The organism is Clostridioides sp. ZZV15-6383, assembly GCF_020657735.1.
In the GTDB taxonomy this organism is placed as follows: Bacteria; Bacillota; Clostridia; order Peptostreptococcales; family Peptostreptococcaceae; genus Clostridioides; species Clostridioides difficile_D.
Genome location: NZ_JAGWCV010000009.1, coordinates 26,681 through 46,869, shown reverse-complemented (window position 1 = coordinate 46,869; position 20,189 = coordinate 26,681). Strand labels below are relative to the sequence as shown.

At 26.6% G+C, this 20,189-nt stretch carries 22 protein-coding genes and 1 riboswitch; of the genes, 7 read left to right on the top strand and 15 right to left on the bottom strand.

Annotated features, from left to right (window positions below):
- Window positions 1–479: 479 nt before the first annotated feature.
- Complete coding sequence (locus tag KGF42_RS05470; RefSeq protein ID WP_227821837.1) at window positions 480–2,546, bottom strand: ABC transporter permease subunit/CPBP intramembrane protease; 2,067 nt, start codon at window positions 2,544–2,546, stop codon at window positions 480–482.
- Window positions 2,547–3,341: an ABC transporter ATP-binding protein gene (locus KGF42_RS05465; RefSeq protein WP_227825940.1), complete on the bottom strand. Its 795-nt coding sequence runs from the start codon at window positions 3,339–3,341 to the stop codon at window positions 2,547–2,549.
- 251 nt (window positions 3,342–3,592) lie between these two features.
- Between KGF42_RS05465 and KGF42_RS05460 the strand changes: the two genes are divergently transcribed.
- The gene (locus KGF42_RS05460) at window positions 3,593–4,510 is read left to right on the top strand and encodes a CotA family spore coat protein (protein ID WP_227821839.1); all 918 of its coding nucleotides are present in this window, start codon (window positions 3,593–3,595) and stop codon (window positions 4,508–4,510) included.
- 152 nt (window positions 4,511–4,662) lie between these two features.
- On the opposite strand, the gene KGF42_RS05455 is transcribed toward KGF42_RS05460, so the two are convergent.
- The 7 genes from KGF42_RS05455 to KGF42_RS05425 all read right to left on the bottom strand — a co-directional run bounded on the left by KGF42_RS05455 (window position 4,663) and on the right by KGF42_RS05425 (window position 11,476).
- The gene (locus KGF42_RS05455) at window positions 4,663–5,844 is read right to left on the bottom strand and encodes a metal-dependent hydrolase family protein (RefSeq protein ID WP_227825939.1); all 1,182 of its coding nucleotides are present in this window, start codon (window positions 5,842–5,844) and stop codon (window positions 4,663–4,665) included.
- Window positions 5,845–6,203: 359 nt separating this feature from the next.
- Complete coding sequence (locus tag KGF42_RS05450) at window positions 6,204–7,472, bottom strand: hypothetical protein (RefSeq protein ID WP_227825938.1); 1,269 nt, start codon at window positions 7,470–7,472, stop codon at window positions 6,204–6,206.
- Window positions 7,473–7,482: 10 nt separating this feature from the next.
- The gene (locus KGF42_RS05445; protein WP_227825937.1) at window positions 7,483–8,295 is read right to left on the bottom strand and encodes a hypothetical protein; all 813 of its coding nucleotides are present in this window, start codon (window positions 8,293–8,295) and stop codon (window positions 7,483–7,485) included.
- 8 nt (window positions 8,296–8,303) lie between these two features.
- Window positions 8,304–9,503, bottom strand: coding sequence for a hypothetical protein (locus KGF42_RS05440; RefSeq protein WP_227825936.1), 1,200 nt, complete (start codon window positions 9,501–9,503; stop codon window positions 8,304–8,306).
- A 10-nt stretch (window positions 9,504–9,513) separates the two neighbouring features.
- Window positions 9,514–10,338, bottom strand: a complete 825-nt coding sequence (locus KGF42_RS05435; RefSeq protein WP_227825935.1) for an ABC transporter permease — start codon at window positions 10,336–10,338, stop codon at window positions 9,514–9,516.
- Window positions 10,331–11,047: an ABC transporter ATP-binding protein gene (locus tag KGF42_RS05430; RefSeq protein ID WP_227821844.1), complete on the bottom strand. Its 717-nt coding sequence runs from the start codon at window positions 11,045–11,047 to the stop codon at window positions 10,331–10,333. Before KGF42_RS05430 ends, KGF42_RS05435 begins: the two co-directional genes overlap by 8 nt.
- Before the next feature lie 72 nt (window positions 11,048–11,119).
- Complete coding sequence (locus KGF42_RS05425) at window positions 11,120–11,476, bottom strand: GntR family transcriptional regulator (protein ID WP_054273609.1); 357 nt, start codon at window positions 11,474–11,476, stop codon at window positions 11,120–11,122.
- A 351-nt stretch (window positions 11,477–11,827) separates the two neighbouring features.
- On the opposite strand from KGF42_RS05425, the gene KGF42_RS05420 reads away from it, so the two are divergent.
- Genes KGF42_RS05420 through KGF42_RS05410 form a run of 3 tightly spaced genes read left to right on the top strand, consistent with a single transcriptional unit; the run spans window position 11,828 to window position 13,995 of the window.
- Window positions 11,828–12,286 carry a GyrI-like domain-containing protein gene (locus tag KGF42_RS05420; RefSeq protein ID WP_227825934.1) on the top strand — a complete coding sequence of 153 codons (459 nt, stop codon included), beginning with the start codon at window positions 11,828–11,830 and terminating at the stop codon, window positions 12,284–12,286.
- A gap of 3 nt (window positions 12,287–12,289) precedes the next feature.
- On the top strand, window positions 12,290–13,252 hold the full coding sequence (locus tag KGF42_RS05415; protein WP_227821845.1) for an ABC transporter ATP-binding protein: 963 nt from the start codon (window positions 12,290–12,292) through the stop codon (window positions 13,250–13,252).
- Window positions 13,246–13,995 carry an ABC transporter permease gene (locus tag KGF42_RS05410; RefSeq protein WP_227825933.1) on the top strand — a complete coding sequence of 250 codons (750 nt, stop codon included), beginning with the start codon at window positions 13,246–13,248 and terminating at the stop codon, window positions 13,993–13,995. Before KGF42_RS05415 ends, KGF42_RS05410 begins: the two co-directional genes overlap by 7 nt.
- Window positions 13,996–14,148: 153 nt before the next feature.
- Here KGF42_RS05410 and KGF42_RS05405 read toward each other — a convergent pair whose 3' ends face one another.
- The 5 genes from KGF42_RS05405 to KGF42_RS05385 all read right to left on the bottom strand — a co-directional run bounded on the left by KGF42_RS05405 (window position 14,149) and on the right by KGF42_RS05385 (window position 17,451).
- On the bottom strand, window positions 14,149–14,451 hold the full coding sequence (locus tag KGF42_RS05405; RefSeq protein WP_227825932.1) for a PTS sugar transporter subunit IIB: 303 nt from the start codon (window positions 14,449–14,451) through the stop codon (window positions 14,149–14,151).
- Window positions 14,452–14,589: 138 nt separating this feature from the next.
- Window positions 14,590–15,222 (bottom strand): thiamine phosphate synthase, encoded by a 633-nt coding sequence (gene thiE / locus KGF42_RS05400; protein ID WP_227825931.1) that lies wholly within the window; start codon window positions 15,220–15,222, stop codon window positions 14,590–14,592.
- A 21-nt stretch (window positions 15,223–15,243) separates the two neighbouring features.
- Window positions 15,244–16,035 (bottom strand): hydroxyethylthiazole kinase, encoded by a 792-nt coding sequence (thiM, locus tag KGF42_RS05395; protein ID WP_227825930.1) that lies wholly within the window; start codon window positions 16,033–16,035, stop codon window positions 15,244–15,246.
- Window positions 16,036–16,059: 24 nt separating this feature from the next.
- Window positions 16,060–16,854, bottom strand: coding sequence for a bifunctional hydroxymethylpyrimidine kinase/phosphomethylpyrimidine kinase (gene thiD, locus KGF42_RS05390; protein ID WP_227825929.1), 795 nt, complete (start codon window positions 16,852–16,854; stop codon window positions 16,060–16,062).
- A gap of 100 nt (window positions 16,855–16,954) precedes the next feature.
- Window positions 16,955–17,047: riboswitch (TPP riboswitch) on the bottom strand.
- A gap of 92 nt (window positions 17,048–17,139) precedes the next feature.
- Window positions 17,140–17,451 carry a GIY-YIG nuclease family protein gene (locus tag KGF42_RS05385; protein WP_054273602.1) on the bottom strand — a complete coding sequence of 104 codons (312 nt, stop codon included), beginning with the start codon at window positions 17,449–17,451 and terminating at the stop codon, window positions 17,140–17,142.
- A gap of 288 nt (window positions 17,452–17,739) precedes the next feature.
- On the opposite strand from KGF42_RS05385, the gene KGF42_RS05380 reads away from it, so the two are divergent.
- The 3 genes from KGF42_RS05380 (at window position 17,740) to KGF42_RS05370 (ending at window position 19,792) form a co-directional block, all read left to right on the top strand.
- The gene (locus KGF42_RS05380; protein ID WP_227821850.1) at window positions 17,740–18,156 is read left to right on the top strand and encodes a hypothetical protein; all 417 of its coding nucleotides are present in this window, start codon (window positions 17,740–17,742) and stop codon (window positions 18,154–18,156) included.
- Window positions 18,146–18,727 carry an anthrax toxin lethal factor-related metalloendopeptidase gene (locus KGF42_RS05375; protein ID WP_413926995.1) on the top strand — a complete coding sequence of 194 codons (582 nt, stop codon included), beginning with the start codon at window positions 18,146–18,148 and terminating at the stop codon, window positions 18,725–18,727. The genes KGF42_RS05380 and KGF42_RS05375 overlap by 11 nt, the downstream gene beginning before the upstream one ends.
- A 195-nt stretch (window positions 18,728–18,922) precedes the next feature.
- Entirely contained in the window at window positions 18,923–19,792 is an 870-nt protein-coding gene (locus KGF42_RS05370) for a methionyl aminopeptidase (protein WP_227821852.1), read from the top strand.
- Between the two features lie 53 nt (window positions 19,793–19,845).
- On the opposite strand, the gene KGF42_RS05365 is transcribed toward KGF42_RS05370, so the two are convergent.
- On the bottom strand, window positions 19,846–20,034 hold the full coding sequence (locus KGF42_RS05365; RefSeq protein ID WP_107595545.1) for a ferredoxin: 189 nt from the start codon (window positions 20,032–20,034) through the stop codon (window positions 19,846–19,848).
- Window positions 20,035–20,189 lie beyond the last annotated feature (155 nt).

Here is a 20,189-nt window from a genome sequence, read left to right as displayed (position 1 = left end):
AATATAAAAATAAAAATTTTCAGATAATTTAAAGAAAAATAAGCATTTTTTATAAATAATTATATACCAAAATAATCCAATTTATTTTCTATTATACCGATATGAAATGTATAAATCAATAGAAAAGACAACTAATATGCTACATCCTATAATTATAGTAGCAGAAAATTTTACAAAATTAAAATAAATATAAATTATCCATTTTACAAGAAATGACTACTTTTTAGCAAAACGCAGTATTTGCAACATATTCATACTTTATTTTTTCATTTTTTCTTATTACAATTATTTCGACAAATTAGTTATTAATTTTTATAAATAACTAACTCAAATAGTGTCCAAGTTAAATTTCTAAAACAAAAACCATTTATTATTTCACATAAATAAAATATATAAAATAGCACTAAAGTATTTTATATATAAGATATATTTATATACTTTAGTGCTTATCAATTTTAATATATATATTAAATCTATATTTAATTTCTTAAATACTTTCTATATAGAACTCTTACCCCTAACAGAACTAATATAAAACTTACTAAGAGAATTAAAACAAATTTAAGTACATTTAAGTTCGAAAAATCAACTTCAATAAACTTATACAAATTGGCTATATTTCCACTTGTATAATGATTTACTATAACTGCTACGCTGTTGTTCAAAAAATGCAATAACATTGATACAAATATTGAACCAGATTTATATACACTGTATGCAAATATAATACCCAGTATTGATGTTGGAATTATTCTAATAAAATCCATATGCATGATACCAAATAATATCCCACTACATATTATAGCCAGCTTAACAGACTTATTTTTATCCTTTGATTTACTAAATGAAAAAAATATAAATCCCCTAAAGAACATTTCTTCACATATAGCTGGTAATAAAGCTATTGCGAGTAAATTCAATAAAAAACTATTTTTCATAAAAAGAGCCTTATTTAAACTTTCAGCGACCTCCATACTTTGAGGGAATAAAAATAAAATTAGCTGTGTTATAATCATAATAAGTATATATCCACCAATCCAAAGAACAATGCTCCCAAATATGTGCTTCAATTTAGGAACTTTCAAGCTAAATACTTCTTTAAAATCAGCTTTTATATAGTATGCAAATACTAATGGCAAAGAAATTATCATAAATTGTGTCATTATAATACCTGCCATACCAAATTTAATTTGCACTAGAGAACCAACATAAATCAATAGAACTAATCCTACTGCATATAAAATAACACCATCACTCACAGTTGGTATAGACCCTTTTTTTATGTTACTTCTTTTCTCTAAGAAAGAAAAACTCTTACTATTACCAAAAAGTATTTCCTCAGAATTGAACATCTTAGATAGTAATATGATTGCCAATATGACAAAAGCTACATTTGACGCTAAAACTAAAGCTATTAAATTTAAATCACTTTTAAAAGATAATACACTTTTTATAAGTAGAGATATATTTACCACAGGTATTACAGCTGTTACCCTATCTAATACTATATTTGGTATCATAGAAACATATGATGGTATCATAATAATTAACATAAGAGGTGTTATGTAGTTTTGAGCATCTTTAAAACTTTTTGCTAGTGAACATACACACATACTTATTGCTGAAACTACCATCGAAAATAGACATATGCAAATTAAAGTAGTTATAATTGGCAAGACTAAATCTCCATAATTAAAATTTCCAAAACCAAACTGACTGCTAAGACCTCCACTAACTAAAATAAACGCCATAGTCAGTCCCATAGATAAAATGTTTAAAATTGCTGTTACTATTGCGCTAAGAGAAACTGCCATGTATTTTCCCATAACTAGTTCTAAATTTGATATTGGAAGTGTAAATAAAGTTTCTAGTGTGCCTCTTTCCTTTTCTCCAGCCATAACATCTATTGCTGGATATATTGAACCAAGTAAAACTCCTATTATTAATATGAATGGCAATATCTGCCCTAAAAAGTATCCTGCCACTTCTTCCGTCTTTGCAACATCTACAGTGCTATATGTTATTGGTTCTAAAGTAGCTTGTACATCTAATCCTTTTTCAGATAAAGTTTTCTCTATAGTAAATCTTTTGTATTTATCTAAAACAGTTTCAATTCTTTTTACTGCATTAGAAGAATTTTCTTGAGAAGAATTCATATATATTTGATAACTTGTAGATGATTTTTTTTCTTCTATTTTTATATAAGCATCAATTTTATTTTCTTCTAATGACTTTTTATAGTTATCCACATCTAACACTCTTATTTTACCTTTATCATTTGAAGTATTTTTGTCTTTAGTATCTTTTTCTAAATTATCGTCTTCAATCATAGATACTAATACCTTATTGGGTTTATTATTAAAAGCTATATTAATGTCCTTGCTATTCATACTATTTGCAGACATGTTCATTACCTGAATCATTAATAACATAAGCAAAGGATATAAAAGAAGTGGTACAACAATCATCATAAACAACGTCTTTTTATCTCTTAATATGTCTAACATTTCCTTTTTAAATATGTATTTTACAATCTTACTTCTCATTTAAATCTCCTCCCTTCTAGCAAGTTTTATGAATACATCTCTTAAATTATTTACTCCTGATTCCTCTTTTAAACTCTGTGGTGTACCTGATGCAATTATTTTCCCATTGTGAATCATAAAAATCTTATCACATAAAGTTTCTGCTTCTTCCATATAATGAGTTGAATAAAGAACAGTTTTACCCCTTAATTTTTCATTCTTCATAAAATCTATTATGGATGCACTACTTAAAACATCCAGCCCTAACGTCGGCTCATCAAAAATGTATACTTTAGGAGAATGTATTAAGCAACGAGCTATAGATGTTCTTTGAGTCTGACCAGTTGATAAATTGTCAATTCTATTGTCTATAAATTCACTCATATCCATTATTTTTACAACATTTTCAATTGATTCTTCTATCTCTTCTTTTGACATTTCATATAGGTTTGCAAAAGTTGTTAGAAGTTCTCTAGGAGAAAGCCTTCCATATAGCTTTGTATTTCCAGATAGATACCCTATTTCTTTTTTTGCTGAATTTCTATCTATTGAATAATCATATCCAGAAATATTTATACTTCCTGATGTTGGTGTCAATATACCACCTAACATTCTAAGTAATGTTGTCTTTCCTGCACCATTTGGACCTAATATTCCAACAATTTCACCTTCTACAACTTTAAATGAAACATTGTTTACAGCAAAAAATTCTTCTTTTCTAGTTTTTATTTTCTTTAACTTTCTTATTGAATTTTTATTCTTATCATCTTTCACAACTCTTGTAAAAGACTTGCACAATTTATCTACCTCAATCATTTATCGAATTACTCCTTTCTCTTTTACAAATATATTTATATAAATATAACATATAAACCTTTTTTATACACAGTTTTTTATTTTAAAATAGATTATTCATAAGAGTTTATAACCTCATCTGACAAATTATTATTTTTTATTATTTTATAATACCTTTTGTAACATTTTTTTACATAATAAATATAATATTACTATATAGATAAACTCAATTATCTATACATTTAAATCAAAATATAAAAGGAGTGTATTTAATGGAAAATAATAAATGTAGAGAGGACTTTAGATTTACTCAGGAATACGAAGAAGATTATCCAAATACAAATGAAAGATACTATGAAAATTATCAAGTAGCTGATAGATACTATAATTACCCAAATAAATATAAAGAACCTAAAATGAAACAATGTTGTTGTAAAAAAAGCATGAGAGAGGCATTAGAACTTCTAAGATATGATGCTCTAAGACCTTTTGTAAATTTCAATCAATTTGCTTTTATTTCAGATTTCTTTATCGTTGGTGCTTATTTAGTAGGTATAGATTATTCAATACCTCCAAAAGATAATTTATCTGGACTTAATGGTACTTTTGAAAGATTTTCAGCTTGTAACTGTGATTTAATAGATATATCTGGTCAATTGTATTATCCTAAGCCTGTTCCTTTGACACTTGGAGGATTAGTTACTTCAATTGGTACTATTCCAGGAGTATCTGAACTAGTTACTCTTATAGAGGCAGCAGTTCCTGCTACTATAGACCTTGGAGCTATATTAAATTCAATACTTGATGATATAATTGATTATATAATTTCTACAGTTAACCCACTAACAAATGTAGATTTAGCATCATTATGTAATCTTAAAGCTGTTGCCTTTAATGTTACACCTGCAGATTACGAAGATTTCGTAGCATCTTTAGGTTACTATCTTGACAAAAAACATTACAAAGAATGCAATTGTAACTGTGATTGTGACGATTGTTGTTGTAATAAAGGTATCCTTGATAATCTTTATATGTCCAATATAAATAATCAAGTTACTGTAGTAGCTGGTAGTTTAGTTCTAACTGGTGTTGAAGTTATAGGAAAGAAAAATGATGTTCTAGTACTTGGAAACTCTAATGACTCAAGAATATACTTTGTATGTGTAGATTCTATAGATTATATTGCATAGAATAATTTTAAAGAACTATATCTAAATATAGAATAACATCCATTTTATAAAGTATAAAAAATTTAATTATTACTAATAAAAAAGAGTGTCTATAATTATTTAAAAATCCCTTTAGACACTCTTTTTTTCATATTACTTATCTAATTTTTTATTTATCTAACTTTTTTACCAAGTTTAAATACTGCTAATACATCTGCAAGTACATCTATATCTTCTATTGGATTTCCATTTACAACTATAACATCTGCTTTCTTTCCTTTTTCTAAAGTTCCATAATTTTTATCAACTCTTAAAAGTTCAGATGCTGTTTTTGTAGCCGCAACTATTACGTCCATATTATCCATACCATAATCTGACATTAGTTTCATTTCATAGTATGTCTTCCCATGCTCATTATAAGAAGTTCCTGCATCAGAACCAACTGCAATTTTAATGCCTTTTTTGTATGCTTTTAGGAATGACTCCTTGTGTGGAATGGCAACAATCTCACACTTTCTAAGAGTAGCCTCAGTTATTCCACTTTCTTTTCCTGCATTTAGAATAAAATACGGTGCAGCCACGGTTGGAACTAAGTAAGTTCCTCTTTCAAGCATCAAATCAATTATTTCATCATCTAAATAAACACCATGTTCTATAGAGGTAATTCCTGCAAGCACTGCATTTTTTATACCAGTTCTTCCTTGTGCATGTGTGGCAGTTATTTTACCTGCTTTTACAGCTTCATCTACAGCAGCCTTCATTTCTTCCAAAGTTAATTGTGGTGAACCTGGCTCAACTCCATCAGTTGTTACACCTCCAGTTGCCATTATCTTTACACAATCTACTCCATTTTTTAAAACTGTTCTGGCTGATTTTCTACATTCATCTACTCCATCACTTTCAATACCAAAATAATATCCATGTCCTCCTGTCATACATATAACTGGACCTGAGGTAACTATACCAGGACCATCTATAGACCCTTTGTCTACAAGATTTTTAAGTTGTACATCTACATATTTGGGACAACCTAGACTTCTAATATATGTCACTCCTGAATCTAAATATGCATCAAGTTGTTTTATTGTATTTACTACAAGCTCTACATCTGATACATTGTCATAATATACTTTTGGATTTCCAACTGGCTCCATTGTCAAGTGAACATGACAATTCATAATACCTGGCATAACAGTTTTATCTAAGTAATCATACACATCATATCCATTTAAATCTTCTCTTATATCTTCAATTTCAACTATAGTATCCCCATCAATAATTATACCCTTGTTTTTCATAATACTATTTCCTGTTCCATCAATCAAAATCCCTGCTTTAATATATTTTTTGCTCAACTTAAATTTCTCCCCCTTTTAAGTATAATGTATTATTTATTTATTATTTCTAATATTCCAATAATTAATTTTACCACTATACTCATTCTATTTCAAATTTAAGTGTATTAATATAAATTAAATTACGATATATAACACAAAAATATTAAAAAATATTTTTCTATTAAAATTAAAAATAAGGGACATATCCAAAATAGAGATAAGCCTTTTTTCATTGTTGAAATAATGAAAATATATTTGATTTCATGCAAAAAGAGTGCCTCATGTACTAAAAAGTTCATTTTGAGACACCCCCTTATTTATATTTTCATATAATAAACACATATAAACGCTCAAAGTGATAAAATTAGTTCTATCACTTAATTTGCAACAAAATATAACTTCTCTTGTAAACTTATATCTCCATTTATTAGCTCAGCTTCATAAACATTCTTTTTAAGTTTCATATCAAATACTTGAAATTTTACTGGCTTAGTTCCGACTATGTCAACAACTCCTTTAAACCCTTTTAATTCTCCTGATATATTGTCCTTTATACATGAAATAGAATATATCTTATCATCCAGTAACTTAACTTTCCTAACTCCAGATAATGCTTCATTATAATCTACTTTTAAATCAAGTATCTCATAATCTTCTAGTTTAATCTCATTAGAATTAATATCATAAACAAGATTAGTTATGGAATTACTCATATCCGTAACTATAAGATTCAATTTATTATTTTTTACCATATAATCTAGCTTAGTTTTACTTAATAAGCCAATCTCCTTTGGATTTGCATTCTTTTCTTTATTTAGATTATCCATAAATTTATTGCTTATATTAAAAGTGTTCTCTTCTATATCATATATAATAAAGTTAGAGTAATTATCATGTCCTTCAACATCTCCATTTGTACTTTTATTATTTACCATTTCTAAATACAATTTGCTTCCAATAGAAAATTTAATTTCATTGATATTTTGTTGATATCCATTCTGTAAGACTAAATTAAATCTATTTAATAATTTATAAGACTTATTTTTTATATCTATTTTTAATATACAAATATTATTGACTTTAGAACCTGAAATATTAGTTTCACTAATTACCATATATAAATTGCCTTTATAGATTTTATTAAATAAAGTTTTCCAACTATTTTCTTTAAAATCAGACTTATTCAAATTAATATCAAAATTTTCTTCTACCCCACTTTTTAAATTTTTATTTGAAACCTTTATGCAATCATTTAAAGCATTCATTCCTTGTACTAAATCAGACTTAGTAGAAGTATATGCTTCTCCTATATTCAAATCATCTTTATATATAAGTACATCTCCTTTATCATTAACAAAATCACTGTATTTTTTGTCAATATTTAAATAATCATTTCTAATTATTGATTTAGGGTTTGTATCATTTCTTACTCCATTTTTACTTATAATTACCTCCTCATAAGAAAATTTGCTTATATTAGGTGTATATACTACACTTACTCTCCCTATATCTTTTACATTACCTTTTAAAGTTTTTACAGATAGTTTATCCTTATTAAAATAACTCAATATTAAGGTCATAGTAATCATTAAAAAACATACTATTATAAAACATATTGTATATTTTCCTATATTTTTTGCTTTCATAATATCCCTCCTAAAAGTCAATCTTTTGCTTCAAAAGTTTATTAGATATAAGACTACATACAAATATGTTTATACTTGAATATAAAACAGTAAATACATTGCTGTATTCATAAGGTATAATAAATTCTACAGAAATTATAAATACTAAAATTTCCAAAACTAAAAACAGGAAACTTACTAAAGTACTTAGTTTATAAATAGATTTATTTATAAGAATTGATGTAAATACTACAGATACAAATCCTATCAATAAAAATATATACTCTACAAATAGTATTTCAAAGCTATATGGAAGTAACATTTTTAACCTATATATTGTTTCTTGTACAAAACCATAGTTTACAACATTACCAAGCATATACCTAGGCAACACCTTACTTGTAATAAATAAAGTTATTGTAAATACTACTGTGTAGCTATACACTAGAAATAATATATTTAATAATTTAGATATATAAACATTGATTCTATTTTTAGGTAACATTATGAGTGTATATATAGATTTACTCCTCCCCTCAAAGTCTCTATACCAAATAAAAAAAGCATAGCAAATACATGCAATTATACCAAATATAAACCATGATTCTGTAGAACTCATTATATTTCTAAAACTTGAGAAACCTGTGACATTTACCATTTCTATTGTATTTCCTATTTTTGTTAACTGTTCACTTTTAGATGCATTTTCTATTATGTAATTATAGTCATTTAAATTTTTTACTATATTTAAAATTACAAAAGAACAGCAACAAATTATTATAAATATATAATTTTTTATATTTCTTTTTAATTCAAATTCGAATAATCTTATTAAATCTTTCATCAAATCACCTACTTTATTTCAAATTCTAATGTACTATTTGAACTGTTAAATTGTAATTTTCCTTCATATACAATTTCCTTAGAATTTTTATTTATTATATATAACATAAATTTATTATCCCAAGATAATATAGAATTTAGTCTTGATGTATATACAATAATTTTATTTGAATCAATTACAATACTTCTAATGTCTCTTTTTTCTCTATTATCTAAAACATATTTATCTTCATCTAAGCTTTTATCTAATATATTATAGGTAAGTAAATTTAACTCTGTAATTGAACTATCATCATAATCATTTGACATTACCATATATAATTTATTATCTTTTAACTTTGCTTTTGCTAAAACCATACTGCTATCAGTTTTTAATTCCACTATGCTTTCTTTATTTTCTTCAAGATTATACTCAAGTAAATGAAATTTAGAATTGCTATTATCACCTGTATTTGCATTTAATACATTTATTAAAATATACATCTTATCCTCATATTTGCTAGCATAACTTACACCTATAGACTCTATGTTTTGGTATTTTTCAGAAAAATAATTACTTAAATTTATACTTTTTATAGTCTGTATTTTTTTATTTTCTGGATTAATTTTTATTATATCTATAGTACTTAAATATTCTTTGTTATTTTCTGACGAATCACTTGTAGCATAAAGTACAGACACATACAAATTTTTTTTATATCTTTTTGATGATAGTATCTTTGCATAATAATCATCAATGTTTTTATCTACTTTATATTTTATCCTTATAAAATTATTCATATCTAGTTTTTCATATTCAAGTTCTTTATCACTTCCTTCTGATGGAAATACACCTTTTTCTAAATCTTCTTTTTTCTCATCTATTACAAAGTTTATATCTTTTGAATCATCATTCATTTCAAATCCAACATGAGCAATTAAATCTGAACCACTAGATACATCAATTAAATTATTTGTGTTCTTACTATCTTTTTGTAGTTTTACTAATTCAGTCTTTTTAGTTTTGTTACTTCCATTTATTGTGTAATATGAATTTATATATCCGTTAAAATCATATCCAAAATTTATGTTTATATAGTCTAATTCATCAGAGTCACCTTTTATAGTTTTTATCTTCAAATTGTCTTCATTGTTTAATAAACCTATACTAAAATATATTACTAAAGTCAAAAATATAATAAGTATAGATATTTTAGATTTTAATTTCATACCATCCCTCCTAAAGAGATACTTTCTTTTTGATTAACAAATAAGATATTCCATTTAGAACAAACATTATAATTAAAAAACTTAATAACCCTGCTACTAAATTATTAAATTGAAATCCTATGACCTCATAATATTTTCTAAATAAAGTGATTATATTTATATATATTGTTGAAAAATATAAGCCTGCCATAATCAGCAAAGTGATTAAAATTACATAAAATTTATTTATATAAGAAAATATAAATAATATACAGCAATTCACAACAGAAATAGCTATAAGTAGTAAAAATACATAAATAGCCATAAAAGAGATAAAATCAATTGGTATACTCTTCAAGTTTAGATAATATAAATCTTGTGCAAAGTTCATATTGATTATTGGCAAATTTCTAAAAATGAAATTAAATATATATTTACATATAAATAATGTTGCTATCTGACTTGTCAAAAAACCATATATCATTGTTATCAAAGCAATTGACTTAGCTATACAAATCTTAAACTTACTCTGAGGTAACATCATCAGTGTGTAAATACTTTGATTTTTTGAAAAGAAATCTCTTTTCCACATAAAAACATAGTATATAAAAAGTCCCAACATCCCAAAGAACAATATATGTTCGATAAATCCAAGATTACTAAGTATCCCTATTCCATAAAATATACCTCCAAAATCTTCTATCGCTAAATTCATAATAAATTTAGAACTTTTAAATTTATTAATTTCTAATAAATTTAAACCAAGTGTAATTAATGAAAAAAAGGATATATAAGCTATATAAAACCTATTGTTTCTTCTCAAATCTACATTTATTAGATATAGAAGTTTATTCATTCTTATATACCTCCCTCATCTTATCTAATATGGATTTACCTTCTCTTTCTCTTAATTCTTCTGCATTAAATGAAGTTATAATCTGCCCTTCATCAAGAATTATAACCTCATCAACTAAACTTTCTATCTCCACTATCTCATGAGTAGTTATAATAATAGCTTGATTTTCCTCCATATATCTTGCTATTACTCCTATAAACTCTTCCCTCTTGAACAAATCAATTCCTGTAAATGGTTCATCAAGCAGTATGTACTCTGGGTCTTGGCAAAATCCAAGTATCAATTTTACTCTTGCAATATTTCCTTTCGACAAGTTATCAATTATTTCATCTTCATCTAATTTAAATATGTTCATCATTTCTTTTGATTTTTCTTTATTCCATTTTGGATAAAAAACTTCCATAAATTCAAATGTTTCTTTTATTGTTGTATTACTAAAGTGAGATTGTACATCTGGAACAAAAGCTAGCTTATTATATATCTTTTCATTTATTTTTTCTCCATCTATACGAATCTCTCCACTATCAATGTTTATAAGTCCTGCTATTGCTTTTAACATAGTTGATTTACCAACACCATTTATCCCAAGTAATGCAGTTATTTTCCCCTTTTCTATATTAAAGCTTACATTCTTTAAAGCCTCTATCTTTCTTATTTTAATCCCTTGCATCCTTTTATATGTTTTACTGACATTCCTTATTTCTATCATATTTACTATCCTCCATATCCAATATGCTTGTACAATAAACTTTCTAAACTAAGTTTTCTATTTGTTAAAATACTAATATTTATCTTCTATTATCTTTAAAACTTCTTCTTTGGTAACATTTATTGCTTTCATATCTTCTATAAAAACAGATAATGATTCATTTATCAGCTCTAATTTTAAGTTTTTTAATATATTTTCATCAACTGTTATACTGCTTTGATAATTTTTAAAAGTATTTATTATATTCATATCACCCATCTCCTTATATGCTCTTTGAACCGTATTTAAATTTACTTTTAGATTAAGTGCCATTTCTCTTCTTGATGGTATTGTCTCCCCTGGTTTCAACTCTCCTGTTACTATTTGTCTTTTTATATACTTTACTATTTGCAAATAAATGGGAGTTGTATTATCTAATTCAAAATTCATGATTCCTCCTATTCTAGTGTATTAATACGATAGTACATTTACTTTAAAAAAATACACTTTTATTTCAGACCTTATTTACTATTAAGTGTATTATACGATTAATACACTTAATTTGTAAATACTTTTTTTATAAATTACTTTATTTTAATTTACTAAAACATCTAAAGTAAAGCTTAAATAATAACTTTACAAAATAGAGCATCAAATGAGAGGATATATATTTTATGTTATGTTAGACTTGAAAACAAGCAAACGAGATAAGGTTATATATTTTCAACTAATTAAAAATCTTATATGTATTAATGCTTAAAAATCTAGTAAGAATATGAACACACATTAGGAGGTAAACAAATGAGTTATAAAATTGAAATCAAAAATATTGAATCAGTCACAGCAGCTACTATGCGTTATAATGGACCTATGACTGAAGCGACAAAGTATTTTCCAAATGTATTTAAATCTATAAAAGGAAAATCCAATGGTGCACCATTCTTTTGCTACTATAACGTTAACCAAAAAACTGGTGTTGGAGAAATGGAATTATGTGTTCCAACTGCTGAGACTCCAAATCGTATGGGTGTAACTATAAAAGAATTTCCTAAAATAAAAGCTTTGTTTTTTACTCACATAGGCTCTTATAGTAATTTACCAAAAACGTATGAAATGATATTTAAGTATATTCATGAAAATAATATAAAAATACAAACGCCTTGGAGAGAAGTATTTATTAAAGGCCCAGGTATGCTGATAAAAGGAAACCCTGATAACTATATTACAGAAATCATATTTCCACTTAAAGAGGAGGAATAATATATGTTAGCTATTGAAATAGACAATTTAGTAAAAAAATATAAAAATGGTGTGAAAGCTTTAAATGGTCTAAGTTTTGATGTAAATGCTGGAGAAATTTTTTCTTTACTTGGTCCTAATGGTGCTGGTAAATCTTCTCTTATCAATATTTTGACTACTTTTTACAAGCCTACATCTGGAAATGTAACAATGTTTGGAAAAGATTTAGTAGATAATCCTTCTTGGATACGTACTCAAATTGCTTGTGTAGCACAACAAATCTCTATTGATGAACATCTATCTCTTATGGAAAATATGGTATTTCAAAGCAAGATGTATAAAGTAGAACCACAGATTGCAAAACAAAGAATAAACTCTTTAATTGATAAATTTGACTTATCTAGTTACTTAAAATACCCCACTTCATCATATTCTGGTGGAGTAAAACGTAGATTGGACATAGCTATGAATATGGTATCATCTCCTAAAATTCTATTTCTAGATGAGCCAACTGTTGGTATGGATGTAGATTCAAGAAAATCTATGTGGGATATGTTATTAAAAATTAGAGATGAGTATGGCACAACTATATTTCTAACTACCCATTATCTTGAAGAAGCTGAACAATTGAGTGATAATATTTGTATTATGAAGAATGGAAAAGATTTAGCACAAGGAACACCAGCCAGTTTACGTAGTTACATTAGACAAAATATACTACGTATAGCTTTTCATAATATTGAAGATATAAAAAAATATAAAGATGCAATTAAAAATACTGGCTTAGTCAAGTTTATGAGCGTACGAGAAAATTCAATTTTTATAACTGTAAATGATAGTAGAGTTGCTTTTACTTTAATAAATAAATGGCTTTTAGAACGCGATATAAAGTTTGATGCAATAGAAATCGTAGAACCAAGTCTCGAAGATGTATTTTTAGCACTTACAAGTTCTAAAAAAGACTTAAAGGAGGAATGGAAATGTTAAATATCTTATGGCGTAGTATGAAATGGCGTTTTAAAAATCCAATCTCATTTATAGTCACTATATTACAACCTTTTCTTTGGCTTGTACTTTATAGCTCTATCGCAAACCAAACTATGAATAATATGAATATTGGTAATTATACTGCTTTTATACTACCAGGTATCATTGTACTGGTTGTGTTTTCTTCATGTAGTAGTGGTGGTATCATCAACTTCATAATGAAGAACAGTGGGAGTTTCTACAGAGTCTTAATTGCACCTATTAGTAGGTATTCAATTGTCCTTGGTCAATTACTAGAAGCTATATTAGTTTCCTTCCTAGAAGTAGCTATTTTGTGTATAGTAAGCATATTCTTTTCAGTAAGAATAGAATCTGGTATTGGTGGAATCATACTTATGATAGTGCTGATATTCATGACAGCCTTTTTTTTATCAAGTCTAGCTTATTCCATAAGTTTATTGTTGCCAAATGAAATAGTTTATGAAACAATTATGACTGCAATTGTACTTCCTATTTTCTTTTTAAGTTCAGCTCTTTTCCCTATAGAAAATTTATCTGGAGGATTAAAAATAGCAGTAATGCTCAATCCATTTACACATGTCATTAATGCTTTACGTAGTTTAATATTTGGTGAAACTATTCTTATTGGAGATATACTACCTGTTATCCTATTATTTTTTATATTGTGCTGTGCAAGTTTTTCACTTGCTATGTGGAGATTGAAAAAGGAAATGGTAAGCTAAGCTCTAAATCTACAATAATAAAAAGAGTGTGTCTCAAAATAAACTTTTTAGTTTACGAGGCACTCTTTTTTGTATGAAATTAAATATATTGCCATCATTCCAACAATTGGGGTGCAGTACAATCTCTATTTTGAGACAGCCCCTTTTTATTATTTATTTTAATATTTCTAAAACTGAATTTAACACAGCATGACCATTACAAGTACCATAGTTTACCATATCTATTATAGACACTGGAGCTCTATCTCCAACTATAGATTTTACATCATTAAGCATAAATCTAAGTTGTGGTCCAAGAAGTAAAATATCAAAGTTACCAAGTTCTGATTTTATATTCCCTTCTCCAACTGCCCATATTTTACAGTCTATATTTCTTTTTTTTGCATCCTTCTCCATTTTATTTACCAATAGAGTAGAAGACATGCCTCCAACACACACTAACAATATCCTAATCATTCATAGCTCCTTTTTAACCAAATCTACATATATCTTGATTAAAAAGTATATGTAAAAAAGTTTATCATTTATAATTGCTTAAATTTTACTCTTAGATTATATCAAATTTTTCCATTTTTTTCACTACCAGAGCCAATTTTATATTTTTAATGTCCACTTTTCCACTTCTTTAGAGATATCTTCAGCTTTTAATATAGCTGATATTATAGCATACCCGTCACTTTCTAAACATTTAAGTTTATCTATATTGTCTAAATTTATACCTCCAATTAGTACAAATGGCATGTCTACTTTTTCTTTAATTTCTTTAACAGTTTCAAACGAAGCTGATTTTGCATCTAATTTAGTAGATGTTGTGAATATAGACCCTATACCTAAATAGTCTGCGCCATCATTTTTTGCACAAATAGCTTCTTCTAAAGTTCTTGCTGATACTCCTAGAATTTTATTGTTTCCTATAAGCTTTCTAACTTCTCTTGCCCCAATATCACTCTGCCCTACATGTACTCCATCTGCATCACAAATAAGGGCTATATCCACTCTATCATTTATTATAAACTTAACACCATATCTTTTAGTTATTTCTCTAATTTTCATAGCTTTTTTAAAAAATTCTCTTCCAGAAGCATTTTTTTCTCTAAGTTGTACAGTTGTTATTCCAGAAACTATTGCATCTTCAATACATTTATAAAAGTCCCTACCTTCAAGCATTTCAGAATCAGTTACTAGATATAACTTTAAATCTTTTTTTAAGCATTCTTTATCTATCATTTTAAGTCTCCTCTTAACCCTTTATTCATTTAAAAATTCAATATTAGCATTTTTAGTTAAAGTATCTATATCCATTTGATAAATAGCATTCATAAGATTTTCTTTAAATGTACCTATTGGTGGATTATTTAGATTAGCTAATTCCCCACTTAAAGACATTGTAAGAACACCCATTGTTGCTGCTTCTAATATATTCTTAGTAACAGCCATAAAACTTGCAATCAAACTAGCAGTTATACATCCAGTTCCTGTAATTCCTTTTAATTTATCGGTTCCATTGTTTATTTTATATGTGCTTTTACCATTGGTTATTATATCTATTTTTCCAGTTGCCACAACTACACATTCAAGCTTTTCAGAAACTTTTCTTATTATATCAGTAGAATCTTCTTCTTCATCAAATGAATCTACACCTTTTCCTCTTACATCAAAGCCACCTATAAACTTTATTTCTGCCATATTACCCTTAACAACATTAAATTTGACTTCATTTAAAAGTTTACTTGTAAGTTCTGCTCTAGCTTTGCTTGCAAATACTCCAACAGGGTCTAAGATAACAGGTTTATTATACTTATTTGCTGCCTTTCCAGCTAATAAGTACAAGTCTAACATATTTGTATTCATAGTTCCTATATTTATTACTACGGAATTTGCTATACTTACCATTTCTTCTACTTCCTCATATGAAAAACTCATAAGAGGGCTTGCTCCTATAGCTAAAGTTACATTAGCACAATCATTTATTGTTACATTATTAGTATAATGGATTACCAATGGATTAGCTTTTTTAACATCTTTAATTAAATTATACATATTGTACCTCCAAAAATTTTTTTACTATTCAAATTTATAAAAATGATGCACTGGTCCTACTCCATGACCTATGTCAAAACTTCTTTTTATTGCTTCTGTTATATAAATTTTACTTAAATTTACTGCTTCTGTTATTTCATAATCTAATGCTAAATAAGATGTTATTGCAGAAGATAATGTACACCCTGTTCCATGTGTATTTTTTTTATCAATTCTTTCGCTTTTATAAACTTTAAATATATTTTTACCAATTAAAATATCTACTGCTTCCCCATCTAAATGTCCTCCTTTCATAAGGACAAACTTAGGTCCAAGCTGTAGTATTTCTTTTCCTACCTTATTCATATCATCTACATTATGTATTTTTATTCCTGTGATTTCTTCTGCTTCTGGGATATTTGGTGTAATTATGTATGCAAGTGGTATCAAATGTTTAATTAAGTTTTCTTTTGCCTCTGGCTTTAATAGATAATATCCACTTTTAGATATCATCACTGGGTCTACTACCAAATATTTTGGATTGTATTTCTTTAGATTCTCAACTATTTCAAGTATAATCTCAGGACTTGAAACCATTCCTATTTTAACAGCTTTTGGAGGTATATCTTCAAACACTGCCTCTATCTGTTTTTTTATTATTTCTTTACTTAAACCTTCTACAGCAAAAACTCCTTGAGTATTTTGTGCTGTTATAGCTGTTATTACACTCATACCATAAGTGCCAATTGCACTAAAAGTTTTCAAGTCAGCCTGAATTCCAGCTCCTCCAGATGAATCTGACCCAGCTATTGTAAGTGTTGGTATTTTATAATTACTCATTATTACCTCCTAAAGTTTGATTTATATAGTCTAATTAAAAAAGCTATACCTACAATAGGTATAGCTTAGAAATAGCATATATCACAAATAATACATACTTAAGTTTTATACTAAGCTTTCCTACGCTGGTATTATCCAGATCAGGTGTAAGGGTCGGTATTCCTCTCAGCTCTTGGCTCCCCTAGCTATTTTAATTTATTATATTTATAACTTCATTATATTACAATAGTATTTATTGTCAAGTTTTTACAGCATATATACTTATTATAATATTACTATAAAGATTTATGCTAATTGTTCTATGTCTTTCCCAATAATATAATCCCCTTTATTATCAATTAAACTTATAAGTATATTCGGGTTTTTAATTATAGACAATTTTTTGTTTCTAGTTAATTTTTTTATATAGTATTCCAACTTCATAGCATTACTTTTTGTATTGGTTATAAAATAAACTTCTAGTTTTTTAAATCCCTTTGCTCTTGTGTATTTTGAATTAATTCCTAACTTATGTTCATTCATTCTTCTAACTATATTACTGGTATATCCAGTGTATAGAGAATCATCTTTACATCTTATAATATATGTAAAATACATCTTAAATCACATCCTCAAATTAAATATATAAATATTATATTATAGAATTGAAAAAAATGGTGTGTATTTTAAATATGTAGTTTTCAAAGAGTTAATTCTAATATATGTTCATAGAACATATTCTACATGAATCTAACGCTAAATTTTGACATAATAATATCTTTATTTCTATAACAAAAAATTCACAAATTATAAAAAATGAAATTTTCAAAAAAATTATGATTCTCAAAAAATAAATTGATACATATAAAAAAATTATGATTCTCTAATAAAAAGGGGGTCATGATTATGGAAAATAATTTAAATATAGCTAAAAGAAACAATACTGAGTTATCACAAAAGGACTCACTTAAAGTCAATTTACAGATAGGTGTAGACTTTACACTTTTATCAAAATCACTTAAAACCTTTTACAAAAAAGAAAAAGATTTTTATTGCATTGCTCTTGCGCCATGCAATGTATCTAATGAAAAAGCAAATAAAAAAATGAGTATTTCCGATATGATAAAAGAAATTAATATTTTAATCGAAAGTATAACTGATAAAAATGAACTTTTAAGTAAAGAACTCTTTACTGATAATTTATCGGAATTTTATGACGAATCTTTAGATGAGATTTATATAGACTTAAAACAAGCATATTTGTATATTAAAAAGAATACAGACAGTCTTAACATAGAGGACTCAATTGAATATGTTATTTGATGTCGATATAAGCAATGATATAAAAGCAAAAGAAAATCCACTAATTAACTTTAATTCACTTTTTTTAGTGGTATGGAGTGGCGAAACAAAACATATTTTACAGCAAATGAATATTTTAGATTTAGATGATATTAACTCTTATTCTATGAAAAATAATACAAATATAACTATCTATGAAAATGATAATCTTCAATCTGAATTTGATGAAGAATCTGAAGATGTAAAAGACAGTAGCATAGATATAATTGAGCAAATGCTTATACTTCTTAATGACTTGAATTATGATAAGGATGAAGTTGAAAATATGAAAAACAGACTTGCAAAAATAAATATTAAATATTTACAAACGCTCAAAGAAAAGGATATAAAAATAAAATTAATAAATTCAAACTTAACTGATGAACCGGAATTTAGTGATTTAAAACATCAATTACCTCCATGTTGGGTAAGATCAGGCAAGACTTGGAGAGATGTACCTGGTTATTATCTTGATGAAGATTCAAGAAATACTTTAAAAGAAAATTGTCCTTTGACATATGATTTTCTTGAAAAACTTGAATTGGACTATTAAGTACACTAATATCCAATAATATATTTAACTACACCCTTTTCATCAACAATAATTGGATGATAATTTATATTTTAATAAATTACTATCCTTAAAGGATTTCTTAACATTTATGTTATAATATTTATAATGGTTATGTTTTAAAATGCTTTACGTAATCCATAATTTAAATAAATAATAAAAGAAGGATGGAAAGTTATGAAGTTAAATAGAAATGACAATTGTTGGTGTGGAAGCACTAAAAAATATAAAAAATGTCACATGGATATGGACAATAAAATAGATTCATTTGCTAAGTTGGGCCATATTGTACCAACCCATAATATTATAAAAAATGAAAGACAAATTGAAGAAATAAAAAAAAGTGCTGTAATAAATACAAAGATTTTAGATTATATTTCAGATAAAATTGAAATTGGAATGTCTACAGAAGATATAAATAAGTTGGTTCATGACTTTACACTACAAAATGGAGCTATTCCTGCTCCACTAGATTATAATGGATTTCCTAAAAGTGTATGCACATCAATAAATAATGAAGTTTGTCATGGTATTCCCAGTAAAGACATTATCTTAAAAAATGGAGATATTATAAATGTAGATGTCTCTACTATTTTTAATGGATACTATTCAGATGCTTCAAGGATGTTTATGATAGGTAATGTTAGTGAAAATGCAAAAAAACTAGTACAAATTACCAAAGAATGTGTTCAAAAAGGCCTTGATGCTGCTAAACCCTGGGGATTCTTAGGCGATATAGGTGATGCTATTAACTCCTATGCAAAAAAAAATGGTTACTCTGTCGTTAGAGAAATTGGTGGTCATGGAGTTGGATTAAGTTTTCATGAAGACCCATTTGTAAGTTATGTATCTAAAAAGGGAACTGAGATGTTATTGGTTCCTGGAATGATATTTACAATAGAACCCATGGTCAATGAGGGAACTCACGAAATTTTCGTTGATGAAAAAAATAATTGGACTATCTATACAAAAGATGGTAAATTGTCTGCTCAATGGGAGTGTATGGTTTTAGTTACAGAAACAGGAGTTGAAATATTGACTGAATAAAAGACAAATGCCTATAAAAATTGAAGATTCAATTTTTATAGGCATTTATTTTATTAATGCACATCTATTGCATCAACTGGACAGCTTTCTCTAGCTTCTGCTGCTGACTCTTCAGCATCACTTGGTATTTCATCAACTATAACATGTGATTTTCCATCATCCTTCATGTCAAATACTTCTGGACATATTGATGGACATAATCCACAACCTATACAAGTATCTTGATTAACATTTGCTTTCATAATAAAATCCTCCTAGACGTTACAAATTTAAAATCTTGTTTATCAAAGATTGATGAACTAAAACTTTAACATTCAGTTCTTTTTTATTATGTCCCCAAATTTGAAAAAAATACCTTTTAAAAATAATTTTTATAAAGTTTATTTTATAGTTATAC